A 25,890-nucleotide genomic window follows, 5' to 3' on the forward strand; every position below is an offset into this window, starting at 1 on the left:
ATGTAAATAAGTCATATAAAAATAAGAAGCGGGAAGGCCATTTTTTGGGCTTCCCGCTTCTTTAATTCCGCTACTTTAGTTTTTAAATGCTTCTGACACCTTCAAGAGCTTGCCTTTGACTTTGGTATTTTTCATCACTTTCAAGACGAGCGGTCCCTTTTCATTGAGGATTTCCACATAAGAGACATTATCCTGAATCGTTATGATCCCGATGTCCGCTGCATTCACTCCATCAATTTTAGCGATGGTGCCGACAAAATCAACAGCCCTGATTTTCTTTTTCTTCCCGCCATTGAAGTATAGCTTCATGATTTGTTTGTTCAATTTTTCACTTTTATCTTTTTTCATCTTTGGACGTGCTTCGAGTTTTGCCTCGAAATCCGCTTTTTTGTTTGATACCTCTTCTTTTGAAGGGAAAGCCCGCTTGGAAATTTCAAAGCCGATATAATCTTGGATTTCAGTCAGGAATTTGTCCTCGTACGGTGTGACGAACGTGATGGCTTTTCCCTTCTTACCGGCACGGCCCGTTCTTCCTGTCCGGTGTACATAGCTTTCCTTCTCCATTGGGAGGTCATAGTTGATCACATGGGTGATATTATCAATATCGATTCCGCGTGCGGCAACATCCGTCGCGACCAAATAGCGGAATTCGCCCCTTCTGAATTCATTCATCACTGCGAGGCGATCCTCCTGGATCATGCCGCCATGTATCATATCACAAGGATAATCTAGCTCCACCAGCTGTTCACATATTTGGTCGACCCGATCCTTCGTCCGGCAAAAAATGATGCAGCTATCAGGATTTTCGATAATCGTGATATCCCTGAGCAGGGAGAATTTATCATCCTCTTTCACTTCAATGAGGGCATGCTCGATTTTGTCAGTCGTAAGACCCTTCGCTTTGATTTCAATGTCCAGGGGATCTTTCATATATTGCTTGCACAACTTCTTTATGCTCTCGGGCAGCGTAGCAGAAAAGAGCATCGTCACCCGGTCTTTCGGAAGCGCCTTAATGATGGCCTCCACTTGTTCGATGAAGCCCATATTAAGCATTTCATCGGCTTCATCAATAACCAAATGTGTAAGGCGCTCCAAAGCAAATGTCCCTTTCACGATATGATCCAGGACTCGGCCCGGTGTTCCCACGACCACATGGCTTTTTTGCTTCAATTCCGCTTTCTGCAAGGCAAATGGATGTTTTCCATAAATCGCAGTGGCCTTTATGCGTTTAAACCTGCCTATATTGGTGATATCCTCTTTTACCTGCACAGCGAGCTCACGTGTCGGCGTTAAAATAAGGGCCTGCGGCTTATTCTCCCCCCAATCGACCATCTCACATATCGGTATCCCGAATGAAGCGGTCTTGCCGCTTCCGGTTTGCGATTTCACGACAAGGTCCTCCCCTTTCAATGCGACTGGGATCACCTCACGCTGCACTTCGGTCGGGCTTTGATAACCCAAGTTCTCCAATGCCCTTACGATTTCATCACTTAATGTATAATCAGAAAAATTCAATTCATTCATATGACAGCCTCATTTATTGTGTAGTATCATGCATTATTGTTTCCATGATCGTAATTTTCTTATTCAAATTACTATTATACGCGATATGGAACGATAAACGTTGCAATAATCAAATTCCCTTTCTTATTTCAAAATAATGAATTCTTCAAAATGGACGATAGAGGAAAACGATTGTGATGAATCAAAATGGACCGGCTGCTTTTCAACATGCTAAAATATGTATGTCCAAAGGGTGTGGATTGAATTACTGTTATCCAAAAGGAGAGCTGATTTATGATAATCGTGACGAATAGAATCAGAGTCAAAAAAGGGATGGGGGCAGTGATGGCGCCAGGATTTACTGCACCAGGTCCGCTTGATGCGATGGAAGGTTTTGTGAAGGTGGAAGTATTATTGACGCAGAACCTGACGGATCATGATGAACTGAGTGTTAATATGTACTGGGAGAACCTCGATAACTTCACTGCTTGGAGAAATAGTGATGCATTTAAAGCTGCACATAAACGGCCAGAAGCAAGTTCCGATTCCGCTAAAAAAGAATCGCCGATCATAGGCAGCGAGCTTACTACGTATGAAGTTGCCTCAGTAAAGGAAATAGCGAAATAACATCATGGCAAAGAGGCCGCTATTGAAGCAGCCTCTTTGTTTTCAAGTTCAAACTAATCATTGTGCTTCTGCTTTCTTGATTTGCTTGCTTCGTAGCTGTCCGCAGGCCGCATCGATATCCGTTCCATGCTCTTGACGGATTTTACAATTGACGCCCCTCTTTTTCAACGTATCATAGAAGGCGAGAACGGACTCTTTTTCACTTCTTTGATATTGGCTATGCTCATCTACAGGATTATATGGAATCAGGTTGACATAGAGGTGATGTTTTTTATCCTCCAGAAGATTGGCAAGCTGCTCGGCTTCTTCTTGATGATCATTGACATCCTTCAATAGGATATATTCAATCGTAATTCTCCGATTCGTTTTTTCCAAATAATAATCAAGTGATTTCATTAATTTTTCAATCGGGATCGCCCTGTTGATTTTCATGATTCGCGTCCTCAGATCGTTATTAGGTGCATGCAGGGAGATAGCTAGATTCACCTGTAATTGCAGATCTGTGAATTCATAAATCTTTTTGGCAAGGCCGCTCGTCGAAACGGTAATGCGCCTGCCAGCGATGGCAAGACCCTTATGATCCATGAGCACCCTCAAAAAGTCGACCATGTTTTCAAAGTTATCAAATGGCTCGCCAATCCCCATCACCACGACATGGCTGACGAGATCCTTTTGCTCCAGTGTATCCAGATGCAGTTGAACGTTCATGATTTGTTCAACGATTTCCCCGCTGGATAAATCGCGGCTTTTCGCCAATAAACCACTTGCACAGAAACTGCAGCCGATATTGCAGCCGACCTGGGTGGTGACACAAACAGAAATCCCGTATTTATGTCTCATCATAACGGTTTCGATAAGGTTGCCATCCTGCAATTTAAACAGGAATTTGATCGTGCCGTCAGCTGCCTCCTGCTTAACGTGAACAGTTAAGGTCTGGATCGAAAAATGCTCCTCCAGCAATTGGATACAGTCTTGATTAACATCCGTCATTTCAGAAAAACTCGTCACACGTGTCCGATAAAGCCACTCCCAGACTTGCTGTGCCCTGAATTTCCTATGGCCATGGTCCAAAAGCCATGCTGATAATTGCTCGAATGTTAAACCATAAATGGAATCTTTCTTCATTCGTTACCCTCTTTTCATTACATTAAAATTTAGTCGTTCAATCCTTTATCCTTACACGTGTTCCCTCTAAAAATCGGTTCATTTATGATACGGTTCATTTCTATTTATCCGAAAGGCCCGATATATTTGCTCCAATAAAACCAATTTCATCAATTGATGCGGAAAGGTCATTTTAGAGAAGGATAGTGCATAATCACTTCTTGCTATCACCTCGGACCCGAGACCGAGCGACCCGCCAATGATAAAGGCTATCTTGCTCTTCCCATAAGTGGCCAGCTGGTCGATATGTGTGGCCAGCTGCTCGGACGTAAGCTGCTTACCATTGATCTCAAGTGTTATGACATAGGTGTCAGGGCTGATTTTGGCCAGGATGCGTTCACCCTCTTTTTGCTTTACGATCTCCATGTCCGCGGCACTCAAGTTCTCTGGTGCTTTTTCATCCGGTACTTCAATAAGTTCTATATTAGCATAGGCGCTTAACCTTTTTGCATATTCAGCAATGCCTTGCTTTAAGTATTTTTCTTTTAGCTTGCCTACCGTCATGATCGTTATTTTCATATATATCCTCTAACTTTCCTTATGTTTTCGTATCAGTTCTAGGATTTGCCTACCTATTATCATACCTTACGGATGCCTATAAGCAAAACAAGCAAATCACTTCCAATTGCAAGGATGGTTCATCCCCGTCCATCAGCATCACTTTTCCCACAAAAAAACCGCTGACCTAGAGGCATCAGCGGCAATCCATGATTCAGCGAGAAAAAAGCGCATGGCTAACTTGTTCGTTCCCCTCCAAATGGATTTTCCGAAGATATGTTCACGATTCCTGCACCCAATCTTATCCCCAGCCTTGATGAAATGAAACGTCAAGAAATGTTAAGAACAGGTTACAAACATCTTATCCACAAAAGTTATCCACATATCCACATTTTCTATCCACATCTTGTATGGGAATATTAGTTCCCTACTAGATATATTGCCACGTTTCGACAATATTCACAGGTTGTTGATAACTGTTTTTCTTCCGACACTTGCGTTAAAACCGGATAGGTTTCACATTCGTACACCACTTCATCCAACGCCATTTCCACGTGTTCCTGACAGCAATATAATTCCATCCTTCCTTCCCCCTTTCCTTTTCCTTTTTACAAAAACCAATTATCCACAAGGTGCGCGGCATCTTTAACATCGACATATATCCACAGGTAATCGTAACAAAAAATAAAAAAAGCGCAAGCGAATATAAAGGACAGGAAGCATCGCTGCCCCCTGTCCTCCCACGTTTTATATTTCGCTGTTTGAAAGTGTGACTTCAGTCGATTCTTTCTTCCCATCACGGTAATAAATGATTTTAACCTTGTCGCCGATTTTCTTATCATTATAGAGGTATTTTCTTAGTTCCACGACATCATGGATTTCCTCATTATCCATTCCAACGATGACGTCAAACTCCTTCAATCCTGCTTTTGATGCCGGGGAGTTGCTTTGGACGCCCGTTATGGCAACACCTGCCGTCACTTTCTTTGGCAGTTTTAATGTATTCTGCTGATGGTATTTTGAAATTTCTTCTACGGATGCCAAATTCACACCTAAGAAGGCACGTTTCACTTCGCCAAACTCCTCGATATCGTTGATGATTGGAATGACCGAATCGATCGGGATGGAGAGTCCGATCCCCTCCACTGCATTTTCTGCAATCTTCATCGAATTGATCCCGATGACCTGCCCCGACATATTTACGAGGGCCCCCCCGCTGTTGCCTGGGTTGATGGCTGCATCGGTCTGGATGACCTCCGCGTTCCAATCCACTTGTCCGTCCTCATTGATATCGACCTCTATCGTTCGCTCCAAGCCGGAGATGATTCCCTGTGTAATCGATCCGGAGAATTGGAGGCCCAGAGGGTTACCAATCGCGATCACTGGCTCACCTGGCTTCAATTTTGCCGATTTTCCGAACTCTGCAATCGTTTTGATCTTGTCACTATTCACGACAATGACCGCTAAATCTGTCCACGGGTCGCTTCCTTGCAGCTTTGCAGGCAATTTGGTGCCGTCACTTAATGTGACTTCCAGTTCATTGGCCCCTTCAATAACATGATTATTCGTAACGATATAGGCTTTTCCGTCAGCCTTTTTATAAACGACACCTGAGCCTGTTCCTGCTTCTGCCGAACTGTCCTCAGCATTGCTCCCTTGTCCCCAGAAGTTCGTTTCCTGGATGTTGGTGATGCCTACCACTGCATCACTTGCCTTATCGACGGCATCTGTGACGGCACTAGTTACATCTACAGCAAGGCTTTGCTGCGATTGCTTCAAAGGCTGATTACTGGTTGATTTCTGCGTTGATGTTTCGTTATTCCCGGAATTAAGCAATCCGCTTCCCGGAAATACTAATAAAATAAGTAAAGCACCAACGATGGCGCCGCCCAAGCCAGTTAGAAAATAGCTGGCATGGCCCTTTTTCCGTTTATTTCGGTTCTCATCATGATCATCATAATAACCCAAGACCGCTTCATCCTCTCATTTTAGGAAAGTAATAATAGCCATTCTATTGTTTGGTATCCTTCCTCAATTATACTCAATTACCGGATTTTTTCTAAAAAAATGTACCTGTAATTCAAAAGGGAGATCCATTGTCTGAAGTACGCCGTTTTACCTATACTTATACAGTTGTAACCAAACGATACCCCAATTAAACCAGTTTGTAACCTTTCGAAAGGAATTTTTACCAATAAAAAAGGAATGAACAAGGTTTCCCTTATCCATCCCATATCATTTATAACGTAACGAGTTCCGTTGGTCTTTTCGGGTCAGTGTCGTATAAGGAAAATTGCTCCCCGACGATTATCCCCTTTGTCTTCAAGGTCTGTTCCACCGACATTCTTGCTAAATCCTTCATATTGTTATCAAGGCTTAAGTGGGCCAGGTATATACGTTTCGTCTTATCACCGGCCACTTCACTCATCGCAAGAGCGGCATCTTCATTGCAGACATGTCCAACATCACTTAAAATGCGGCGCTTGATGCTCCATGGGTATTTACCCATCCTCAGCATCGAAACATCGTGGTTGCTTTCGAATACATAGGCATCGGCATTCGATATGATCCCTTTCATCCGATCGCTTACATAACCTGTATCAGTGATGACCACCAGCTTCTTATCTTCATGATGGAAGACATAAAACATCGGCTCGGCAGCATCATGCGAAACACCGAATGACTCGATATCAAGACTGCCGAACGTTTTGATTTGTTCCATTTCAAATGTGAATTTTTGCTCGGTAGCAATTTCTCCGATCGAGCGTTCCATGGCATTCCATGTCTTTGCATTCGCATATATCGGAAGCTTATGTTTTCTCGCGACCACGCCCAGTCCCTTTATGTGGTCACTATGTTCATGGGTAACAAGGATTCCGGATAATTTCGACATATCACGGCCTATATCCTGGAACAATGCTTCCATCGCCTTGCCGCTCAATCCGGCATCGACAAGGAAGGATTGATCCTCCGTTTCCACGAAAAAGGCATTTCCCGTACTCCCGCTGGCGAGAACACTAAAATGCATAGTCATCTATACTCACTCCAGTATTTTTTCTTCAGTATTTAATTCAATGACCTCTCCATCAAATGCATTCACGAAGAGATCCGTTTCGTTATCAAGGACGATCCACCAAGTCGGTACAAGTAAATGGGACATGGATGTCGTTTGCAGCGAATTATAAAAACCCAGTTTCACATTCGTAACCTTGCTTTTTGGTACAATATCACGATTATCGTATAAAGCTCTAATGGCTTTCATGGGAGTCACTAATTCTTTAGGTTTATTGAATTTTTCAAGTTTCTCTAAATACATCTGCTCATAGGAGACGATTTCACCTTTTTTATTCAAATATAAAGTGACCTTCCCCATACTGTTATTAAAAAACATCTTATTATCTGCCACTTGATAGCAGATGATCGTCTGGGTGGTCTTGTCATAACTCCAAAAGCGGTACTCACTGCCATTCAGTATATAGTCCTTCAGGAATACATCAAGGTCTGCCTCATGAATGTCCGTCTTCATGACCACTGGCGTTTTGAAAGTGCCGACCAGCTTCTTATCATCTATGATCTTCGCTTTTTGATTTTTCAAATACTGGATATCTTTCTTCTCGAACGTCTTGCTTTTCGCAGTCAGGAATTGGTCCTTCAGCTTTTGTTTCGGAAGAGGGACTTCTATTGAAATATCATCTTCCTTCAAAAGCTCTTCGGTTGAGGATTCCGCGAAATTTTCATATTGGTAGTCATTGATTTTTTCAAGGAATTGATAAAGAAGAAAAATATTCAAAACGAAGAAAACCATGATGAATATTGACTTTGTATTATTCCAATCCACTTTGATCGCCTCCCGCATCTCCTTCAAAAGGCACAATGAACCATTTATTGCCGATCCGATAATACCAAGTCGGTTCAAGGGTGACTAAGGTGACAAGCTTGGAATCAAGGGATTTATTCAGTTTATACCCGATCGTGATGTCCTCCACGTTCTTGAAATCGATATTATCCTTTGATTTCAACTGATTCAATACTTCCCTGCCGCTTGCTAACGTCTTCAATGATCCTTCTGATGGGAGAACCGAGGCAAGTGAAAAGTATGGACGTTCATAGCTATAAATCTCTTCCTTGCCCCAGATTTGTTCGATTTCAGTCATTCCATATTCATTGAAGGCAGGATAACCGTTTACGAATAACCGGAAAACCACCCGTTGCTCAGTCTCCGACATATAGGCGTAGCGGTAGTTGTTATCCTCCCAGCCAGCATGATCATTGATGAAATCTATGCTTTTTTGCAGAAGATCACTCGAACTGCCAACAAACTTGTTCTTTTGTCCCGGATTGATATAAGAAATCAGGTAATTTTCCTTGTTGATCGTCATCAGCCTTGTTCCATCCGTGTATTCATCGCCGACCGAAACCGATTCCTGGCGCACATACTTAGGAAAATTAAATAATGCATTCTTCAGATTTGCTATATCCAAATTATCGATATAATACTGAAAGCTTTTAATCTCCACCGGTTTTTCCGGTACGAACAGCGTCTTTTTACTGTTTATCACTTCTGCTGTGTATTCAGGGTGCTTATTGTAAGAACCCGTATAATACCTATTCATGAAACCTTGTATTTTTTTTGAATCCACCATGCCTTGATAGATTTTCTCTTGACCATATGAAACAAAATAAACGGCAGACTGATTTTGACCGATATCCCTTTGCTTTATGATAATCCGGTCAAAGGAAAAAGTAGGGACTTCCTTATCGGTAATGTTCAATAACGTTTTATAGATGGAAATCGGGACATCATCGGAAAATTGAATTTCAATCGATCCGTCTTCATGGACGAAGTCATCGAATTTCCTTTGCAGCCTTTTTACCGATATCTCTTTGACACCCTTAAAGCTCCATTGCGTATATTCCTTTTCCATCTTGCCTATTTCAATTGGGTCGGAGGTCTGGAAATGCTGCCCATTGCCATGAAAAAGGATACTGACCGGTTTAATGACATCACTGACGATCTCGACATCGCTTTTTATCTTTATATAATCCGACGATTGACTCAATTGATCATATTCAGGCTCATACGTCCAGATGCTCCAGGTCAAGAAAATGCTCGTCCCCACCAATATAATCAGTATTATGCTTTTTGCACGTTCAAAATTCATGACCAATCATCCTCTTCTTCCTGTTCGTAAGGAAGTGTAAAGAATACCGTAGTTCCTTTTCCATCCACACTTTCCGCCCAAATTTTCCCGCCATGCGCCACGACCATTTCTTTTGCGATCGCTAAGCCAAGGCCGGTTCCGCCTAAGTTCCGCGCCCTTGCTTTATCGACACGGTAAAACCGGTCGAATATTTTATCAATGACGTTTTTGGGGATTCCCACTCCTTGATCTGTAATGCTTACAACGATGAAGCCTTCGGAAGCCCTGGCCCGGAAGGTCACTTGACCGCCTTCAGGTGAGTACTTTAACGAGTTGGAGATAACATTATAAAGAACCTGGGTAATCTTATCCTCATCGATATCGACGAAATAAGCTTCTTTAGGCAAATCGCGCTTAAACGTTATATCATCATTTTTCGTCATTTCAAATCGATCGATGATATGGTCATAGAATTTATTGAAATTGACCCAGCCCGTTTTAAGCCTGTAATCCTTGCTGTCCATTTTCGAAAGCTGCAGCAGGTCATTGACAAGCCGGATCATTCGCTCCGTTTCATTTTGGGTCACACTTAGGAAGGATGGAGCGATTTCCTCATCCTTCCATGCCCCTTCAGCCAATGCCTCCAGGTAACTCCTCATGGTCGTAAGCGGGGTCCGCAGCTCATGGGACACGTTGGCAACGAATTCCCTGCGTTCACCCTCGATTTTTTCCTGCTCCGTAATGTCATGCAAAACAGTAATCAAACCATTCACGAAGCCCGTTTCCTTTTGGATCACCGAAAAGTTCGCCCTCAAAATGAACGGGCGATTCTTCTTGCTGTAATCAAGGATGACGGATTCGCGTTCTTCCAGTAAGTCATCAAATTTATATTCTTCTTCAAGACCCAATACCTCAATGATCGGCTGGTTCATGACCGTGTCACGCGAAATATTCAGAAGCTGTGCCGCCGGTTCATTAATCAAGTTCACCCGGCCCCGTCTGTCCGTCGAAATAACGCCGTCCGTCATATTGGAAAGAACGGATGATAGCTTGCGCCGCTCTCCTTCCGTGCTTGATTGCGACTCTTGAAGCTTTTTGGTCAAATTATTGAAAGTGACGGCAAGCTGACCAATTTCGTCATCGCCATATACCCTGACTTTTCTGGAAAAATTCCCCTTTGCCATCACCAGGGCCTGTTTCCTCATATCCGACATGGGCCGGGTGATCGTTCTTGCGAGCAGGATCCCCAAAATGGCGGTTATGACCAAGGCAATGGCCGTACCCGTCATGAAGATGCTATTGATTTCATCCATCTGCTCAAACACATTTTCCATCTCGGCTATGACATAGACGGCTCCAATGACCTCTCCATTTGCCTCAATCGGCGTCGAAAGGACCCAGAGCCTTCTTCCAGTTTTAAGATCGCGGAAAACGTCACTATCCTCTTTCCCATAGATGAGCGTATTCTTGATGAGGACTTCCGTTGTCTTTTTCCCGACAATATCCTGCTTGCTGGGGTCCGAGGTTCCGATTACCCTTCTGCTGCGGGTGTCGATCACACGGACCTCAGATATATCATTGGATGAATTATCCCGGTCTGTCAGTATCGTATCAATGGCTTCTTCGAGGGTCGGATCTTCCTCCCCCCGCTCTTGCTCCATTTCTTCACCAATGCTATAGGTGAGCAGGTTAACATGGCCCTTTATCGATTTCGTGAAATTCCCGACAAGATTCTCTTCCAATTCGCCAACAAAATATACCCCGATTATTTGCATCGCCACGAAGATGAGCAGCACATAAATCAGAACAAATTTAAAATGAATCGAGCGAAAAAAACCAACCTTTTTCATAAGGACTACTCCTGTTCAGGGTTACGCAGGTAATAACCGACCCCTCTTCTAGTTACAATCCAGCCTGGATGGCTTGGGTTGTCTTCTATCTTCTCACGAAGACGTCTGACCGTTACATCGACGGTCCGTACATCACCAAAGTAATCATAGCCCCAAACAGTTTGCAATAAGTGCTCCCTTGTCATGACCTGACCGATATGTTTAGCCAAATAATGAAGCAATTCAAACTCCCGGTGAGTTAATTCGATCGTATCTCCCCGCTTGGATACAACATAGGCATCCGGGTGGATCGTGAGCGTTCCTATCGTAATTTCCTTCGGTTCGTTAACATCTTGATCTGGGACAGGGACAGCTTGCTGACGCCTTAAATTCGCCTTGACGCGTGCGATTATTTCCCGGGTGCTAAATGGTTTTGTCACGTAGTCATCTGCACCAAGCTCCAGGCCCAGGACTTTATCAATCTCTGAATCCTTGGCAGTCAGCATGATGATCGGCGTTTCATACTTCTTCCTTACTTCCCTGCAAACCTCCATGCCATCGCGCTGCGGCAGCATGATATCAAGCAAGATCAAATCAGGCTGGCGTTCTTCCACCATTTTGAGGGCCTCATTGCCATCATAAGCACAAAAAACTTCATAGCCTTCTTTTTTCAGATTGAATTGCAATATATCAGCAATTGGCTTTTCATCGTCCACTACCAGAATTTTCTTATCCATATGCTTATCTCCTTTTTAATAACTAACCTGAATCTATTAAAAACCGTGTCCTTATCCGGGACTTTTATCCACTTTTCCTTCTGCCTGCGCCAATCTAGCAGCATCGATCGGCAAAAGTTATATATATATACCCAATAAAGGGGCATGAACACCTGAATGAAAGCAAATTGTATCTATTATACTTTATCATTTTATAGGCATTAAATCACCTTTTTCCTATTATTCTCATCTATGTATGAAGCAGAAGAAGCCTTCGAATATTTTTCGAAGACTTCCATCAATTACTGACTTATATAGTTTAGCGGATTTACAAGCGACCCGTTTTTATATACTTCAAAATGGAGATGGACGCCGGTCGAGTTCCCTGTTGAACCCATCATGCCGATTTTCGCACCCTTTTCAATCTTTTGTCCTGCTTTAACACCAATTGAATCGAGGTGGGCATATACGGTCTTATATCCATTGTTGTGGTTGATCGTTATCTTATTTCCATACCCGCCGGAGTTTCCTGCCGATTCAATAATTCCATGATCAGCTGCCGTGATCGTCCTCGTGGATGGACGGGCGATATCAATTCCCTTATGGAGTTTTCCCCAACGTTGCCCCTGCTTGCTGGAGATATAGCCCCCGTCTGCAGGCCACGCATATGTGCCGCTTCCTTGCGAAGGAATGACCTTCGTGCCTTTTTTGATGATTTCCGTTTTCGCCTTTTCCGTTATTTCTTTTTCCACGATCGTTTCACTGACTTTTTTACCATTCGTTTCGGAAACGTTATAAGTGAAGGCCTCGATTCCATCATTGCCCGCTTGTTCAGTGATGACCTCTCCCTTTGGCAGATCGTCATCCTCCTGAACCTTCTTTTCAAAAGGAATCCGTTCTTCTTCATATACTTCCCTTTCCACCATTACGTTCACATAAGGCATAAGCTCCGTCACGACGAGACGATCGCCCTCCTTAAGGTCCTTGCCTTCATTCTGGCTTTGATTCAGCTCCAACAATTGCCCCGCGTCCATATCATGGCTCGCAGCAATCGACTCCAGGTCATCATCTTCCTTAGCCTCATAGATAACCTTTTCCTTCTTGCCTTCTTTGAGCATGGCCATGGTTTTATCGACAGTCATGATTTCATCTGGATCGGCCATTGTCTCTTTAAACGTAACTGGACGCGAAAATTCGATGTCTAGGATTTTACTTCCTGGTTCCTTTAACGATTCACTCGAATTGCCGTCCTCATTTTTAGCCGATTCATATGCTTCGTATTCCGCTTCATCAACATAGAGCAAGGTGAGCTTTTTCAACACTTCCTCCGCATCATCCTTTGATGGGACATAAGCGACCGTTTGATGATCTATATCGATTTCATACGCTTTTGCCTTAATATCCAACCGATCGGATATTTCCTTAACAGCCTGATCCTCTTTCACTTCTTCCTCAAATACCTCTTCAGGGACAAACGTCACTTGAGACTCCTTATCGAATGTATAATCAGGATAGTCTTCTTGTGCTTCCTCTACCTTATCCGCAACGATCTGCTTTATCTTACCTTCATCCGTCACGCTTCCCACGAACTCATCGTCAAGATAAACATGGTGAATGGTTGCAGTATCCGAGAGCCCTGCAGCCGTCACCCGATTCACTGCAAGCATAAATACGACGGATACCAGCAGCAGGGTGATTCCTCTCCCCTTTAAGCTAAACATATAAGGTCCTCCTTAACGGCTCAGTCACCAATTAAGAAACTAATCAAATGTATGTTAAGATTTATTAGTTCAATTTAAATACCTGTGTCCATGACTGATTTCATAATATTTTTCCACTCATAACTCTATCATAAGAAGAAAAAAAACAAGAAATAGACTTCATAATGTAATAGAACTGTATAAATGGTGACAACAAGTACCAATGATTATGTCTGCAAAGAAGGGGGTGGAATAGTCACCAGAAGCGGAGATTATAAGCCCACTAAGGGTGAAGGCCCGTTTTTTTATAAATTGGTTCGAATTGGTATATTACAAATCGATAACAATCTATTAACAAAGTTTCATTTATAATACGATGATATAGCAAAAAAAACGCCCTCTAGCAAGGGCGTTTTCAATAAGGATGGCTCAGGACGGAATCGAACCGCCGACACAAGGATTTTCAGTCCTTTGCTCTACCGACTGAGCTACTGAGCCAAATATTCCATTTCAAAGCAAAAAATAAAATGGCGGTCCCGACGGGAATCGAACCCGCGATCTCCTGCGTGACAGGCAGGCATGTTAACCGCTACACCACGGGACCAGTAAAGATATGAAATAAAGAAGTGACCCATACGGGATTCGAACCCGTGTTACCGCCGTGAAAGGGCGGTGTCTTAACCGCTTGACCAATGGGCCGAAAAAAAATGGTGAGCCATGAAGGATTCGAACCTTCGACCCTCTGATTAAAAGTCAGATGCTCTACCAACTGAGCTAATGGCTCGTACTAATGAATGTCACTGTGTTTCGCTTCGTCGTATTATTGTGACGACGCTTATGATAATATCACGAATTATAGAGTTTAGGCAATAGTTTTTTTAAAATAAAATAATATTTATTATTTTCCCTCGTAATCATGAAGAAGAGCCGGCCAAAAAGCCAGCTCCATTTTCAAGAAAAATTACGCTAGACGCCAAGGGCTTCTCACGATATTTGTTTGGTTGCGGTCAGGACCGACAGAGAAAGTCGTCAAAGGAATGCCCACTAATTGTGATACACGCTCAACATAGTGACGAGCATTATCTGGAAGCTCGTCCAGTGATTTGCATCCTGTGATGTCCTCTGACCAGCCTGGAAGCTCTTCATAAACTGGCTTACATTCACCGGTCGCTTTCAAAGTCGCTGGCACTTCATGAATGACTTCGCCTTTGTATTCATAAGCGACACAGATTTTGACCGTATCAAGACCTGATAGCACGTCAATCGAGTTCAATGATAGGTCGGTGATTCCGCTGACACGGCGTGCATGGCGGACGACAACAGCGTCAAACCAGCCCACACGGCGCGGCCTGCCTGTAGTTGTGCCATATTCACGGCCCACTTCACGGATTTGGTTACCGATTTCATCATGTAATTCCGTCGGGAAAGGACCATCGCCCACACGGCTTGTATATGCTTTACATACACCAACCACATGGTTGATTTTCGTAGGACCTACGCCAGAACCGATCGTAACGCCGCCTGCAACCGGATTGGATGACGTGACGAATGGATATGTTCCTTGATCGATATCAAGCATGACTCCTTGTGCCCCTTCGAATAATACCCGTTTTCCTTCATCAAGTGCATCATTCAATACAACGGATGTATCGCAAACATATTTCTGCACTTGCTGTCCGTACTCATAGTATTCTTCCAAGATTTCTTCGATTTTGAAACCTTCCGTCTCATAAAAACGTTCGAACATACGATTTTTTTCGACAAGATTATGAGATAGTTTTTCCTCGAAAATTTCACGGTCCAAAAGGTCGGCCATCCGGATTCCGTTACGGGCAGCCTTGTCCATATAAGCAGGGCCGATCCCTTTTTTTGTCGTTCCAATCTTATTGGCGCCTTTACGATCTTCTTCGACTTCATCCAATTTGATATGATAAGGAAGAATGACATGGGCACGGTTCGATATACGAAGATTATCCGTACTCACTCCATGGCTATGCAAATAAGCAAGCTCCTCTACAAGAGCTTTCGGATCGACCACCATACCATTTCCAATGACACAAATTTTATCACTATAAAAAATCCCTGACGGAATTAAATGCAGTTTATAAGTAACACCATTAAATTTTATTGTATGCCCTGCATTGTTCCCGCCTTGATAACGAGCAATGGCTTCCGCATTCTGGGATAGAAAATCTGTTATTTTACCTTTACCTTCGTCTCCCCATTGTGTACCGACTACTACAACTGATGACATCTGAATAAAGCACCTCCAAAGGTTCCGTAATACCGATCAATAACCGGTTCTTATCAAACAAACCTATTTTATCAATAATCCAAAGGTGAAGTCAATACAAAATCCGAACATTACACATTTTTAAAAATAATTTGTTCGTAAAAAAGGGCAAGCGACTGCATTCCCGGCCTGATTGGTTTTGGATTATCTCCGTATTATTTCCTGCACTCGCTTTTATTATAATCAAAATGCACTCCTTTTTCAGGAGACGAATTGTATTATTACATGCTGCATCTAAAAATAAGGTTGTTTTCGCGGTGTGGTTAATTTCCGGTCCAAGCAACCAAACGCAAAACAGCCCGCCATGTTTTATGGCGGGCTGTTCCCTATGCCCCGGGCGACATCGAATCATCATCGAATCGCCGTTCGAGGTTAACGAATTTATTGTACTCCTTCACGAAGGCAAGTGAAACCGTTCCTACCGGGCCATTACGCTGTTTCGCTATGATGATTTCAATGATATTTTTGTTCTCGGATTCTTTATCATAATAATCATCACGGTATAAGAATGCGACGATATCGGCATCTTGCTCGATACTCCCCGATTCCCGGATATCAGACATCATCGGGCGCTTATCCTGGCGCTGCTCCACTCCCCGGGATAGCTGGGAAAGGGCGATGACTGGCACTTTAAGTTCACGAGCGAGCGCTTTGAGTGAACGTGAAATCTCGGATACCTCCTGCTGACGGTTGTCGCCTGAACGACCATCGCCTTGAATTAACTGCAGGTAATCGATCAAGATCATGCCAAGGCCATGTTCCTGTTTCAGACGGCGGCATTTTGAGCGAATTTCACCGATCCTCACGCCTGGCGTATCATCGATATAAATGCCGGCATTCGACAAGCTTCCCATCGCCATCGTAAGCTTGCGCCAATCCTCATCGGTCAAGGAACCTGTCCGTAGGTTCTGGGCGTTTATGTTTCCTTCGGCACAGAGCATACGCATAACGAGCTGCTCTGCACCCATTTCAAGACTGAAAATCGCTACATTTTCCTCCGTTTTGGTCGCAACGTTTTGAGCGATATTCAAGGCAAATGCCGTTTTACCTACAGAGGGACGGGCGCCCACTATAATGAGATCATTACGTTGAAACCCTGCCGTCATTCGATCCAGTTCAGCAAACCCTGTCGGTATTCCCGTGACATCCCCTTTACGGTTGGTCAGAATTTCTATGTTATCGTACGTAGCAACCAATACATCTTTAATATTTTGGAAAGACCCGGAATTTTTACGCTGGGCCACTTCCATGATCGTTTTTTCTGCTTCCCCGAGCAGCTCCTCGACCTCGTCCTCGCGACTGTAGCCTTCCTGGGCGATGTTGGTCGCTGTCCTGATCAAACGGCGGAGCAAAGACTTCTCCTCAACGATTCGGGCATAATATTCTATATTGGCCGCGGTAGGGACCGATCCGGCCAATTCACTTAAATAAGAAACACCGCCAACTTCTTCAAGGTTTTTTGTCGCAGCCAGTTCTTCCGTCACCGTGATCAAATCGACCGCTTTGCCTTCGTCATTCAAATTAAGCATCACATTAAAAATCTTTTGATGCGAGCTTCTGTAAAAATCCTCCGGAATCAAAACTTCCGAAGTAACGGTCAATGAAGATGGCTCTAGAAAAATGGCTCCCAGCACTGCCTGTTCGGCTTCTATATTTTGAGGGGGGATCCTATCTTGAAATTGTTCTATCATATCTTAAAACCTCCCATTCTAAGAGGATACCTTTTTTGCTAGCTTATACGTTTCTAGCCAAAAGAAAAAAGTGAAAGGACTACATGCCCAATCACATTTTTCGTCTAACTCTATTTTATCAATTTTTCACAGATATGAAACAGCTAAAATTAGTTAATTTCTTTTACATGCACAGTCAATGTCGCCGTGACTTCAGGGTGAAGCTTGACGGGCAGCTTCGTATGCCCTAAAGAACGGATGCCGTCAGCAAGCTCCATCTTGCGTTTATCAAGCTTGATGCCATGTTTTTTCTGAAGCTCCGATGCGATTTGCTTCGTCGTGATCGAACCGAATAAACGGCCGCCCTCACCCGCTTTGGCGGATAACTCGACTGTCAATTTCTCCAGTTGCACTTTCAGGTCTTCAGCTTGCTGAAGCTCTTCGGCAGCGAGCGATTGTTCTTTATTCTTCTGTGCTTCTAGCGTTTTTATATTTGTATTATTTGCTTCAACGGCCAATCCTTGCTTGATCAGGAAATTATGTGCATATCCATCCGCAACATTTTTAACTTCCCCTTTTTTCCCTTTACCTTTAACATCTTTTAGAAATATTACCTTCATTCTCTTTGTCCCCCTTCTAAATATTCGTCTATCGCCGCTTTTAACCGGCTTTCCGCTTCTTCGATCGAGCATGCCTGCTGAGTGGCGGCATTCGTCAAGTGCCCGCCTCCATTCAGCATTTCCATGATCACCTGGACATTGATATCCCCGAGGGAGCGTGCACTGATGCCCACCGTATCATCAGATCGCTTAGCCATGACGAAGGAAGCAACGACACCGTCCATCGTCAATAGGGTATCGGCAGCCTGGGCAATCAGCACCTGATTGTGGATCTGGTCGGTTTTAGCCGAGGCAATGGCAATTCCTTTTTTATAAAAGATCACTTCTTCGATGAGCTTCGACCGTTTAATGTATGTGTCCACATCTTCCTTCAGGAATTTCTGGACGAGAACCGTATCGGCCCCATGCGCCCTTAAATAGGACGCTGCATCAAAGGTACGGGAACCGGTTCTCAATGTGAAGCTTTTCGTATCGACGATGATGCCGGCAAGAAGCGAGGTCGCTTCCAACATGTCTATCTTCGAGCGCTTCGGCTGATATTCAAGCAGCTCCGTCACAAGCTCAGCTGTTGAAGACGCATAAGGCTCCATATAGACGAGCAATGAATTCTTGATGAACTCTTCACCGCGGCGATGATGGTCAATGACGACAACCTTATCGATCCTATTCAATAACCGCTCTTCAATCACCATTGAAGGTTTATGCGTATCGACCACGACAAGCAATGTCTCATCCGTAATCATTTCAAACGCTTCATCCGGCGTTATGAACCGGGCATACAGGTCTTCTTTATTCTTGATTTCTTCCATTAACCGAAGGACACTGCTATCCAGCTGTTGGGTGTTAATGACGATATACCCTTCCCGTTCATTCATCTGTGCGACCTTCAAGATGCCGATTGCTGAACCGATTGCGTCCATATCCGGGTTTTTATGGCCCATGACAATGACCTTATCGCTATCAAGGACGATATCCTTCAATGCATGGGAAATCACGCGTGCACGGACCCTTGTGCGTTTTTCCATCGGGTTGGTCTTCCCGCCATAGAATTTCACTTTTCCATTCGACTGCTTGATCGCGACCTGATCACCGCCCCGTCCAAGTGCCAAATCCAGGCTGGACTGCGCGAGCGAACCTAGTTCCGGCAGTGATGATACGGCGGAGCCGACACCTATGCTCAAGGTCAGTGGTACGTTTTGCTTGGCTGTCGTTTCCCTGATTTCATCCAGGATCGAGAATTTCCCCTTTTCCAATTGCTGCAGGATATGTTCATTGAAGATAGCAATGAATCGTTCCGAGGATACCCGTTTAAAGAAAACGCCATTATCCCTTGCCCATTTATCAAGAAGTGAAGTGACCAAGCTGTTGATGCTGCTTTTACGCTGATCATCCATGCCCTGAGTCAAATCATCATAATTATCGAGGAGGATGATGGCAATGGCCGTCCGTTCATCTTCATATAGTTTCTCGATTTCCACTTGCTCCGTCACATCAAAGAAGTAAAGGAGTCTTTCCTCACGCTTGTGGACCACTTTGAATTTCCGATCGTGGAGCGTCAGTGTTTCTGTCTCGATTTCCTGTTTGATCAATGGGACGATCGAATCCGCGACATCATATAGGGACCTTCCAGCCAATGAATCCTCGCTAAAACAGGAGGCCAGGAATGGATTGGTCCATTCGATGTAATAATCTTCATTAAAGAGCATGATTCCGATCGGCATTTCCAATAACGCTTCCTCGCCGACCTTCTTCAATCGGTAAGATAAAGTCGTTATATACTCTTCGGTCTTACGTTGTTTTTTTTCGACCATTCTTAATGTTAAATAAAATAAACCAGCAAGAATCAACAGTCCAATAAGGGCAATGACCCAATTATAGTAAGCCAGTACGCCCAAAAGTAACACGCCTGCGGCCAGCATCCCATACAAAGGGGACTTAATCGAGTATTCCTTCAAATAAGATGGCATAGTTTCAGCTCCTAAAAGCATCTGTTTTACAAAAAGCTAACCCTTTTTCCTGAATGTCTCCCGAAAAGGAAAGCCTAAATCCATTATACCTAAAAATCGGATGACCGTCGTGATAATCGGAAGCGGAAACAGCAAGGTCACAACCAGGATTATAACGGGCACGGCCTTTGCCCATGACTTCACATGAGCGATATAAAAAATCAGGGAGTATCCTTGCAATAATATGAAGAACTGCAGGATGAAAAATAAGTTCGTTATGGCCATATATACATAGCCGTTCTTGTCCGTATTCACAAAAAGGGCGAGAAGCATCGTAATTAAATAATACCATAAAAGGCTTTTCGGGAGTCGCAGATCTCGAAAATGAGGCCACCTTAACGCCTTTTCGCTGAATCTCTTCAAAATGGGATGTGCAGCGAGGAAAATGAGCAATACCATCAAGACGGACATCAAGACAAATAAACTTGGCATCAACGTGTAAAACATATCGATGAAGTCATGCATCTGCGTTTTGATTTCATCCCTTTGTGCCTGCCCAAGAGATCCCATGATGTTAACCGGTTTCTCTGCCGATGCCTTAACCATATCCAACGCTTTTTCTATGTAATTCACATTCGTTATCAACACGGAACCTGCATATATTAAGATTGTGCCTCCCAGGAAAACAAGGACTGCACTTATGAACGCAGTTACCAACGGTTTATCCTTCCTCAAGCAATAGCCGATCACCATTCCCGTAACACCCATAAGCAGGGTCAATGGTACGGATAGTATAGACCCGATGAGGAGCGTCAACAACGAAGCGATGAATAAGTAACCCAGGCTCCATGAAAGCTTTTGTTTGATTGCAAACAAAATGAAAGGAGTCGGTAAAAAGAAAAGAGTGATGGTACCCATTAACGGGACATGGATGGTGATGAACAGTAAAATGCAATATAGTGCCAAAAGGGCTCCACCCTCCGCAATTCGTCTCCCGCTATTCATCTATTTTTCACCCCCTGTTTTATTGTCTTAAGCTCATCTTTATATTGTATCCGTTACGGCCAGGATATTTCAAACATGACATTCTTTTTTCAAGAAATGAATATTATTTCCTTGGAAAATAAAAAAGCCGCAATTTCAGCGGATTTCAGAAAAGGATATGATTTATAAAAAAAGGCGCATTAAGGATGATTCCTCAATGCGCCCATTTTAATTATTCACCAGATACGTATGGAAGTAATGCCATAGTACGTGAGCGTTTAATAGCAATCGTTAATTTACGTTGATATTTAGCGCTTGTGCCAGTTACACGACGTGGTAAGATTTTACCGCGTTCTGAGACGAATTTTTTAAGAAGATCTGTATCTTTGTAATCAATTTTAGTGATACCGTTTGATGTGAAATAACAAACCTTTTTACGCTTACCGCGTCCTTTACGTCCACCCATTGCCATAATAAATTTCCCTCCCTGCATTTTGAATTTTCATTTTAAACGGCTGTTTAAAACGGAAGATCGTCATCTGAAATGTCGATGGTCTTACCGTCATTTGCAAATGGATCATCATCTACACGAGTGTAGTTGTTATTGCTCCGTTGATTCTGATTAGGATTTTGTCCATACGAATTATTGTCATTTCCGTTATTATTGTTACCATAACTTCTTTGACCCCCACCGTAAGAACCGCCTTCATTTCTTTCACCCGCTGAACTGCTTCGTGGTTCAAGGAACTGAACGCTCTCAGCCAGAATCTCCGTCACATATACGCGTTTGCCGTCTTGTCCTTCATAATTACGTGTTTGGACACGTCCATCCACGCCAGCCAAACTGCCTTTTTTCAAGAAGTTAGCTACATTTTCTGCCGGTTTACGCCAAACTACACAATTAATGAAATCTGCTTCACGTTCACCTGACTGATTCGTAAAACTACGGTTCACAGCTAAAGTAAAGGTTGCTACAGGTACTCCATTAGGTGTATATCGTAATTCAGGATCTTTAGTTAAGCGTCCTACCAAAACTACGCGATTCATCATCAGAATCAACCCCTAGGTTTCAAGCTTGTTTCATGTGAAACAAGGTTTGAATTTATATTAATCGAATTAAACTTCTTCTCTAGTAGCCATGTGGCGAATGATGTCTTCACTGATTTTAGCAAGACGATCGAATTCTTGGATCGCAGCACTTTCAGCGTTAACTTTAAGAAGCATGTAGTAACCATCACGGAAATCATTGATTTCATATGCAAGACGGCGTTTACCCCATTCTTTTGCTTCTACTTCCGCACCATTATCAGTAAGGATTGTGTTGAAACGTTCAACTAAAGCTTTTTTAGCTTCTTCCTCAATGTTTGGACGGATGATATACATAATTTCGTATTTTCTCATCACTGTCACCTCCTTTTGGTCTAAGCGGCCCTATTGGGCAAGGAGCAATTATTTATAATTACTCACAAGATGAAATTATAGCATAGTTGTAGAGTCTTTGCAACGAATGGCTCTACTTATTACAATTAATTGAAAACGATGGATGAAAGCCCCTGCAAATTGTGCTGCAGGGGCTTTCATTCTTATACGTTAAAACGGAAATGGATGACATCGCCATCGTTAACGATGTATTCTTTTCCTTCAAGCCGCACTTTTCCAGCTTCTTTTGCAGCACCGTGACTGCCCGCTTCTAGCAAATCGGTATAAGAAACGACTTCGGCACGGATGAAGCCTCGTTCGAAATCGGTATGGATGACACCCGCACATTGAGGGGCCTTCATGCCTTTCCGGAATGTCCAAGCACGCACTTCCTGGACACCAGCGGTAAAGTATGTCGCCAATCCAAGCAAGTTATAGGAAGCACGGATCAATTGGTCAAGACCGGACTCCTCGATGCCTAGTTCAGATAAGAACATTTCCTTTTCTTCACCGTCAAGCTCGGCAATTTCTTCTTCGATTTTGGCACAAATCACGATTACTTCCGCGTTTTCGTTCGCTGCATATTCACGGACCTGCTGCACATATTTGTTGTCATCGGCATTAGCCACTTCATCTTCGCTTACGTTCGCCACATAAAGCGTCGGCTTCGCCGTAAGCAAATGCATGCCCTTGACGATTTTCAGCTGTTCTTCAGTAAATTCAACGGAACGGGCAGGTTTTTCTTCTTCCAATGCCGCTTTCAAAGTGACAAGGATTTCATGTTCAGCCACTGCGTCCTTATCTTTTTGCTTGGCCATTTTGCCGACACGGTCGATACGTTTATCAACCGATTCCAAATCGGCAAGGATCAATTCAAGATTGATGACTTCGATATCATCGATCGGATTCACTTTTCCGGAAACATGCGTAATGTTGTCATCAGCGAAACAACGGACAACCTGACAAATCGCATCAACTTGACGGATGTGAGAAAGGAACTTATTGCCAAGACCCTCACCTTTACTTGCCCCTTTTACAATCCCGGCGATATCGGTGAATTCGAATGCGGTCGGAACCGTTTTTTTCGGTTGGACCAAATCGGTCAATTTTTGCAAACGGTGATCCGGCACTTCCACGATCCCGACGTTCGGGTCGATCGTACAAAAAGGATAGTTCGCAGATTCCGCACCTGCCTGAGTAATTGCATTAAATAAAGTGGATTTCCCTACGTTAGGCAAACCGACAATACCAGCTGTTAAAGCCATTTATATTTCACTCCTTCAAGATAGTTCGTACATATGGAAAAAGGATTGATCTTCTATAAGCACCATCCAATTACCTAAACCTTTCCCAATTATAGATTTCGCTTCCTAAAAAGACAAGTAAATCATTGAGATGGCAGGACTACTTTCACATAAAGAAAAAAGCATGATCACTTCTCATGCTTTTCCAGAACTTTTTTCATTTTCTTTGCGAATTCACGTCGTGCAAGCATTACGCTGTGGCCGCAGCCTTCACATTTTATCCGGATATCCATGCCTAGGCGAATGATTTTCCACTTATTCACACCGCACGGATGTGGTTTTTTCATTTCCACGATATCGTTCAGCGCAAATTCTTTTTCCTCCATGACCATTGAGCCCCCTAATTCTACGACTCGCTGCCACTGTAAGTGGATTTAATCCCAATTAAATCGAGGGCAGCACTTATTTCTTTTCTCAAAACCCTGCTGAATTCGACATTTTGCAATGGCTTGGTTTCCGCTGTAACCCGAAGGACGACTTCATCAGGATTTATCGTTTCGATCCCCAAAAATTCAGGAGCTTTGACCAGGGCATCGTATTTGCCTTCCATGCTGTTTAAAAGCTCAATCAGAACCCTTTCGGCACGCTCGATCGATCCATCATTGGCGATTGTCACATCAACGACCGCCTTGCTGTTCAAAATCGAATAGTTGGTGACTTGTATGATGCTGCCGTTAGGAATGAAGTGCAATTCGCCTGCATCACTTTTAATTTTCGTTGTCCGAAGCCCGATTTCAATGACTTCTCCCTCATAGGTATTGATCTTAATATAATCACCAACCGAAAATTGATCTTCAAAAATCACGAAAAATCCTGTAATGATATCCTTGACCAAACTTTGGGCACCAAACCCGATGGCCAAGCCGATTACCCCTGCACCAGCAAGCAATGGCATTACATGAAGTCCAAAAATTTCAAGGATCATCATCAAAGCGATGAAATTGATCACATAGGTAATGATATTTTCCAGCAACTTTATGAGGGTCGCTTCCCTGCGCTCCGAAACCCGAATCGGAGTTCTTGAACGAGCTTTGAAGAATTTATTTAAAAGGGTCTTTCCTATAGTAATAATAATACGCGATAACAATAGAACAAGGAAGATTTTAATAATGCCCTCGCCTATCAACAACCATATCTTTTCATCCAATAATTCGCTTGTAACGTTATCATACATGCGGCTCATGTTTTCCTCCTACCTCTTGCATAATGCTGCAAAGCTTTTTTTCTTCTCTATGATTTTCTTTTATGGACGTATTCCTGTACCCCTTTTGCCTTAAACTAACCATGATTAAAAGAAGTTTTCTCTATTTTAACAAGAAATAAGGGTTTCTGTACAAAAAAATTATGGGTATAGAGGTAAAAGAATTAGACGTTTTTTCCCAGATGATAAAGCACCAGAATATATAGAAAGTAATTGGTAGAATGGAAGAAACATCTATCCATCTCCCCTTCGCCCGTTTGCAGGCTCTACAAAATATCCCCTCACCGATAACATTAATGCCGTATATTTTCCCCTTTTTATCCGTATACTGTAATACCGAATAAAATAAAGGAGCTGAGTCGATGAATCTGAATTCTAGTCTATTTCATACTAATAAAAATAGATTGAGTCGCATCCTTCATGAAGATACGGATGCATCCAAACAAATTTCCCAAGAATTGATCAACCTTCTGCCAACCGGAAAGCTTCAGCCCATCGTCATTGTCTGCATCGGCACGGACCGTTCTACAGGCGATTCACTCGGACCGCTTGTCGGCACTCTGCTAAGCGAGAAAACGCAAAACAACTCTTCTCCTTTCCATGTGTATGGGACTCTGGACGACCCTATCCATGCAATGAATCTGCAGGAGAAATTGAACGAGATAAATAAGATTCATACTGATTCCTTTATCATAGGCATCGATGCTTGCTTAGGTAAACTGAAAAGCGTTGGCATCGTCCAAATCGGGCAAGGTCCCGTGAAACCCGGTGCTGGAGTCAATAAAGATCTTCCTTCCGTTGGTAATGCCCATATCACGGGAATCGTCAATGTCAGTGGATTCATGGAATTCATGGTCCTGCAAAACACCCGTCTCAATCTTGTGCTGAAAATGGCCAAAACCATTGCCGCAGGGATTGATGAGGCGCAAAATCTTTATCAAGCAAAACCAGCCATCACGCCATTCACTTGGGCATTGAAACAAGAAAAAACCCTTTAATGAATCGTGTATAGACTGATCAGATCAAGATTCACTCCTTATATTGTGAAACATAAATGACTGGAAGCAACTGCAACTGAAATGATTGAAGCGGTAGTGCCACTGAACACTAACATTGGTTTTAGGAAATAAAAAAGGATCATCCATGGAAGATCCTTTCAGACTGCAGGCAAACTTGATGAAAATCGAGTTTGTCTATTTTTATGGCCTGTACAATTTAGACGTTGATTTCCACTCCAGGCACTCGCTTTCCGCGGGCGGTCGGGGAGCCTCCTCG

At 43.3% G+C, this 25,890-nt stretch carries 24 protein-coding genes and 4 tRNA genes; 2 read left to right on the plus strand and 26 right to left on the minus strand.

What is annotated here, in order from left to right; all coding sequences use genetic code 11:
- Positions 1-75 precede the first annotated feature (75 nt).
- Positions 76-1,524: a DEAD/DEAH box helicase gene (locus AS888_RS06870; protein WP_061141420.1), complete on the minus strand. Its 1,449-nt coding sequence runs from the start codon at positions 1,522-1,524 to the stop codon at positions 76-78.
- Between the two features lie 273 nt (positions 1,525-1,797).
- Here AS888_RS06870 and AS888_RS06875 point away from each other — a divergent pair, with 273 nt between their 5' ends.
- Positions 1,798-2,130, plus strand: a complete 333-nt coding sequence (locus tag AS888_RS06875; protein ID WP_061141421.1) for a heme oxygenase — start codon at positions 1,798-1,800, stop codon at positions 2,128-2,130.
- Between the two features lie 57 nt (positions 2,131-2,187).
- Here AS888_RS06875 and rlmN read toward each other — a convergent pair whose 3' ends face one another.
- The 25 genes from rlmN to AS888_RS06995 form a co-directional block, all read right to left on the minus strand.
- Positions 2,188-3,255, minus strand: coding sequence for a dual-specificity RNA methyltransferase RlmN (gene rlmN, locus AS888_RS06880; protein ID WP_061141422.1), 1,068 nt, complete (start codon positions 3,253-3,255; stop codon positions 2,188-2,190).
- 78 nt (positions 3,256-3,333) lie between these two features.
- The gene (gene rlmH / locus AS888_RS06885) at positions 3,334-3,813 is read right to left on the minus strand and encodes a 23S rRNA (pseudouridine(1915)-N(3))-methyltransferase RlmH (RefSeq protein WP_061141423.1); all 480 of its coding nucleotides are present in this window, start codon (positions 3,811-3,813) and stop codon (positions 3,334-3,336) included.
- Positions 3,814-4,211: 398 nt separating this feature from the next.
- Positions 4,212-4,373 carry a CxxH/CxxC protein gene (locus tag AS888_RS24925; RefSeq protein WP_081092338.1) on the minus strand — a complete coding sequence of 54 codons (162 nt, stop codon included), beginning with the start codon at positions 4,371-4,373 and terminating at the stop codon, positions 4,212-4,214.
- 166 nt (positions 4,374-4,539) lie between these two features.
- Complete coding sequence (locus AS888_RS06890) at positions 4,540-5,760, minus strand: S1C family serine protease (protein WP_061141424.1); 1,221 nt, start codon at positions 5,758-5,760, stop codon at positions 4,540-4,542.
- A gap of 271 nt (positions 5,761-6,031) precedes the next feature.
- Entirely contained in the window at positions 6,032-6,826 is a 795-nt protein-coding gene (locus AS888_RS06895) for an MBL fold metallo-hydrolase (RefSeq protein ID WP_061141425.1), read from the minus strand.
- A gap of 6 nt (positions 6,827-6,832) precedes the next feature.
- Positions 6,833-7,630 (minus strand): two-component system regulatory protein YycI, encoded by a 798-nt coding sequence (locus tag AS888_RS06900; RefSeq protein WP_061141426.1) that lies wholly within the window; start codon positions 7,628-7,630, stop codon positions 6,833-6,835.
- Complete coding sequence (locus tag AS888_RS06905) at positions 7,617-8,954, minus strand: YycH family regulatory protein (RefSeq protein ID WP_061141427.1); 1,338 nt, start codon at positions 8,952-8,954, stop codon at positions 7,617-7,619. The genes AS888_RS06900 and AS888_RS06905 overlap by 14 nt, the downstream gene beginning before the upstream one ends.
- A complete protein-coding gene (gene walK, locus AS888_RS06910; RefSeq protein ID WP_061141428.1) occupies positions 8,951-10,783 on the minus strand; it encodes a cell wall metabolism sensor histidine kinase WalK in 1,833 nt (610 codons plus the stop codon). The genes AS888_RS06905 and walK overlap by 4 nt, the downstream gene beginning before the upstream one ends.
- A gap of 5 nt (positions 10,784-10,788) precedes the next feature.
- On the minus strand, positions 10,789-11,499 hold the full coding sequence (gene yycF, locus AS888_RS06915; RefSeq protein WP_061141429.1) for a response regulator YycF: 711 nt from the start codon (positions 11,497-11,499) through the stop codon (positions 10,789-10,791).
- Between the two features lie 281 nt (positions 11,500-11,780).
- Positions 11,781-13,199, minus strand: coding sequence for a peptidoglycan DD-metalloendopeptidase family protein (locus tag AS888_RS06920; protein ID WP_061141430.1), 1,419 nt, complete (start codon positions 13,197-13,199; stop codon positions 11,781-11,783).
- A 404-nt stretch (positions 13,200-13,603) separates the two neighbouring features.
- Positions 13,604-13,676, minus strand: a tRNA-Phe gene (locus AS888_RS06925).
- A gap of 30 nt (positions 13,677-13,706) precedes the next feature.
- Positions 13,707-13,782, minus strand: a tRNA-Asp gene (locus tag AS888_RS06930).
- A 23-nt stretch (positions 13,783-13,805) separates the two neighbouring features.
- Positions 13,806-13,877, minus strand: a tRNA-Glu gene (locus tag AS888_RS06935).
- Positions 13,878-13,886: 9 nt separating this feature from the next.
- Positions 13,887-13,962: transfer RNA gene (locus tag AS888_RS06940), tRNA-Lys, on the minus strand.
- Between the two features lie 177 nt (positions 13,963-14,139).
- Positions 14,140-15,432, minus strand: coding sequence for an adenylosuccinate synthase (locus AS888_RS06945; protein WP_061141431.1), 1,293 nt, complete (start codon positions 15,430-15,432; stop codon positions 14,140-14,142).
- Between the two features lie 365 nt (positions 15,433-15,797).
- On the minus strand, positions 15,798-17,162 hold the full coding sequence (gene dnaB, locus AS888_RS06950) for a replicative DNA helicase (protein WP_061141432.1): 1,365 nt from the start codon (positions 17,160-17,162) through the stop codon (positions 15,798-15,800).
- Positions 17,163-17,311: 149 nt separating this feature from the next.
- A complete protein-coding gene (gene rplI, locus AS888_RS06955) occupies positions 17,312-17,761 on the minus strand; it encodes a 50S ribosomal protein L9 (RefSeq protein ID WP_061141433.1) in 450 nt (149 codons plus the stop codon).
- Positions 17,758-19,728 (minus strand): DHH family phosphoesterase, encoded by a 1,971-nt coding sequence (locus tag AS888_RS06960; RefSeq protein ID WP_061141434.1) that lies wholly within the window; start codon positions 19,726-19,728, stop codon positions 17,758-17,760. The genes rplI and AS888_RS06960 overlap by 4 nt, the downstream gene beginning before the upstream one ends.
- 36 nt (positions 19,729-19,764) lie before the next feature.
- Positions 19,765-20,712 (minus strand): YybS family protein, encoded by a 948-nt coding sequence (locus tag AS888_RS06965; RefSeq protein ID WP_061141435.1) that lies wholly within the window; start codon positions 20,710-20,712, stop codon positions 19,765-19,767.
- 211 nt (positions 20,713-20,923) lie between these two features.
- Positions 20,924-21,163 (minus strand): 30S ribosomal protein S18, encoded by a 240-nt coding sequence (rpsR, locus tag AS888_RS06970; protein ID WP_053348323.1) that lies wholly within the window; start codon positions 21,161-21,163, stop codon positions 20,924-20,926.
- A 47-nt stretch (positions 21,164-21,210) separates the two neighbouring features.
- The gene (gene ssb, locus AS888_RS06975) at positions 21,211-21,741 is read right to left on the minus strand and encodes a single-stranded DNA-binding protein (RefSeq protein WP_061141436.1); all 531 of its coding nucleotides are present in this window, start codon (positions 21,739-21,741) and stop codon (positions 21,211-21,213) included.
- Positions 21,742-21,807: 66 nt separating this feature from the next.
- Positions 21,808-22,092, minus strand: coding sequence for a 30S ribosomal protein S6 (rpsF, locus tag AS888_RS06980; protein ID WP_061141437.1), 285 nt, complete (start codon positions 22,090-22,092; stop codon positions 21,808-21,810).
- Between the two features lie 182 nt (positions 22,093-22,274).
- The gene (gene ychF / locus AS888_RS06985) at positions 22,275-23,375 is read right to left on the minus strand and encodes a redox-regulated ATPase YchF (protein ID WP_061141438.1); all 1,101 of its coding nucleotides are present in this window, start codon (positions 23,373-23,375) and stop codon (positions 22,275-22,277) included.
- Positions 23,376-23,542: 167 nt separating this feature from the next.
- On the minus strand, positions 23,543-23,740 hold the full coding sequence (locus tag AS888_RS06990) for a DUF951 domain-containing protein (RefSeq protein WP_057914158.1): 198 nt from the start codon (positions 23,738-23,740) through the stop codon (positions 23,543-23,545).
- A gap of 20 nt (positions 23,741-23,760) precedes the next feature.
- A complete protein-coding gene (locus AS888_RS06995) occupies positions 23,761-24,597 on the minus strand; it encodes a mechanosensitive ion channel family protein (RefSeq protein ID WP_061141439.1) in 837 nt (278 codons plus the stop codon).
- Positions 24,598-24,977: 380 nt separating this feature from the next.
- On the opposite strand from AS888_RS06995, the gene yyaC reads away from it, so the two are divergent.
- On the plus strand, positions 24,978-25,613 hold the full coding sequence (gene yyaC, locus AS888_RS07000) for a spore protease YyaC (protein WP_061141440.1): 636 nt from the start codon (positions 24,978-24,980) through the stop codon (positions 25,611-25,613).
- The last annotated feature ends 277 nt before the right edge of the window (positions 25,614-25,890 follow it).

The sequence above is a fragment of the Peribacillus simplex genome, from assembly GCF_001542915.1.
GTDB lineage: Bacteria > Bacillota > Bacilli > Bacillales > DSM-1321 > Peribacillus > Peribacillus simplex_B.

What these genes read in the sequence shown, in the direction of transcription:
- AS888_RS06870 (WP_061141420.1), bottom strand. Translation starts at nt 1,524, where the DNA reads ATGAATGAATTGAATTTTTCTGATTATACATTAAGTGATGAAATCGTA.
- AS888_RS06875 (WP_061141421.1), top strand. Translation starts at nt 1,798, where the DNA reads ATGATAATCGTGACGAATAGAATCAGAGTCAAAAAAGGGATGGGGGCA.
- rlmN (WP_061141422.1), bottom strand. Translation starts at nt 3,255, where the DNA reads ATGAAGAAAGATTCCATTTATGGTTTAACATTCGAGCAATTATCAGCA.
- rlmH (WP_061141423.1), bottom strand. Translation starts at nt 3,813, where the DNA reads ATGAAAATAACGATCATGACGGTAGGCAAGCTAAAAGAAAAATACTTA.
- AS888_RS24925 (WP_081092338.1), bottom strand. Translation starts at nt 4,373, where the DNA reads ATGGAATTATATTGCTGTCAGGAACACGTGGAAATGGCGTTGGATGAA.
- AS888_RS06895 (WP_061141425.1), bottom strand. Translation starts at nt 6,826, where the DNA reads ATGACTATGCATTTTAGTGTTCTCGCCAGCGGGAGTACGGGAAATGCC.
- AS888_RS06905 (WP_061141427.1), bottom strand. Translation starts at nt 8,954, where the DNA reads ATGAATTTTGAACGTGCAAAAAGCATAATACTGATTATATTGGTGGGG.
- walK (WP_061141428.1), bottom strand. Translation starts at nt 10,783, where the DNA reads ATGAAAAAGGTTGGTTTTTTTCGCTCGATTCATTTTAAATTTGTTCTG.
- yycF (WP_061141429.1), bottom strand. Translation starts at nt 11,499, where the DNA reads ATGGATAAGAAAATTCTGGTAGTGGACGATGAAAAGCCAATTGCTGAT.
- AS888_RS06920 (WP_061141430.1), bottom strand. Translation starts at nt 13,199, where the DNA reads ATGTTTAGCTTAAAGGGGAGAGGAATCACCCTGCTGCTGGTATCCGTC.
- AS888_RS06945 (WP_061141431.1), bottom strand. Translation starts at nt 15,432, where the DNA reads ATGTCATCAGTTGTAGTAGTCGGTACACAATGGGGAGACGAAGGTAAA.
- dnaB (WP_061141432.1), bottom strand. Translation starts at nt 17,162, where the DNA reads ATGATAGAACAATTTCAAGATAGGATCCCCCCTCAAAATATAGAAGCC.
- rplI (WP_061141433.1), bottom strand. Translation starts at nt 17,761, where the DNA reads ATGAAGGTAATATTTCTAAAAGATGTTAAAGGTAAAGGGAAAAAAGGG.
- AS888_RS06960 (WP_061141434.1), bottom strand. Translation starts at nt 19,728, where the DNA reads ATGCCATCTTATTTGAAGGAATACTCGATTAAGTCCCCTTTGTATGGG.
- AS888_RS06965 (WP_061141435.1), bottom strand. Translation starts at nt 20,712, where the DNA reads ATGAATAGCGGGAGACGAATTGCGGAGGGTGGAGCCCTTTTGGCACTA.
- rpsR (WP_053348323.1), bottom strand. Translation starts at nt 21,163, where the DNA reads ATGGCAATGGGTGGACGTAAAGGACGCGGTAAGCGTAAAAAGGTTTGT.
- ssb (WP_061141436.1), bottom strand. Translation starts at nt 21,741, where the DNA reads ATGATGAATCGCGTAGTTTTGGTAGGACGCTTAACTAAAGATCCTGAA.
- rpsF (WP_061141437.1), bottom strand. Translation starts at nt 22,092, where the DNA reads ATGAGAAAATACGAAATTATGTATATCATCCGTCCAAACATTGAGGAA.
- ychF (WP_061141438.1), bottom strand. Translation starts at nt 23,375, where the DNA reads ATGGCTTTAACAGCTGGTATTGTCGGTTTGCCTAACGTAGGGAAATCC.
- AS888_RS06990 (WP_057914158.1), bottom strand. Translation starts at nt 23,740, where the DNA reads ATGGAGGAAAAAGAATTTGCGCTGAACGATATCGTGGAAATGAAAAAA.
- AS888_RS06995 (WP_061141439.1), bottom strand. Translation starts at nt 24,597, where the DNA reads ATGAGCCGCATGTATGATAACGTTACAAGCGAATTATTGGATGAAAAG.
- yyaC (WP_061141440.1), top strand. Translation starts at nt 24,978, where the DNA reads ATGAATCTGAATTCTAGTCTATTTCATACTAATAAAAATAGATTGAGT.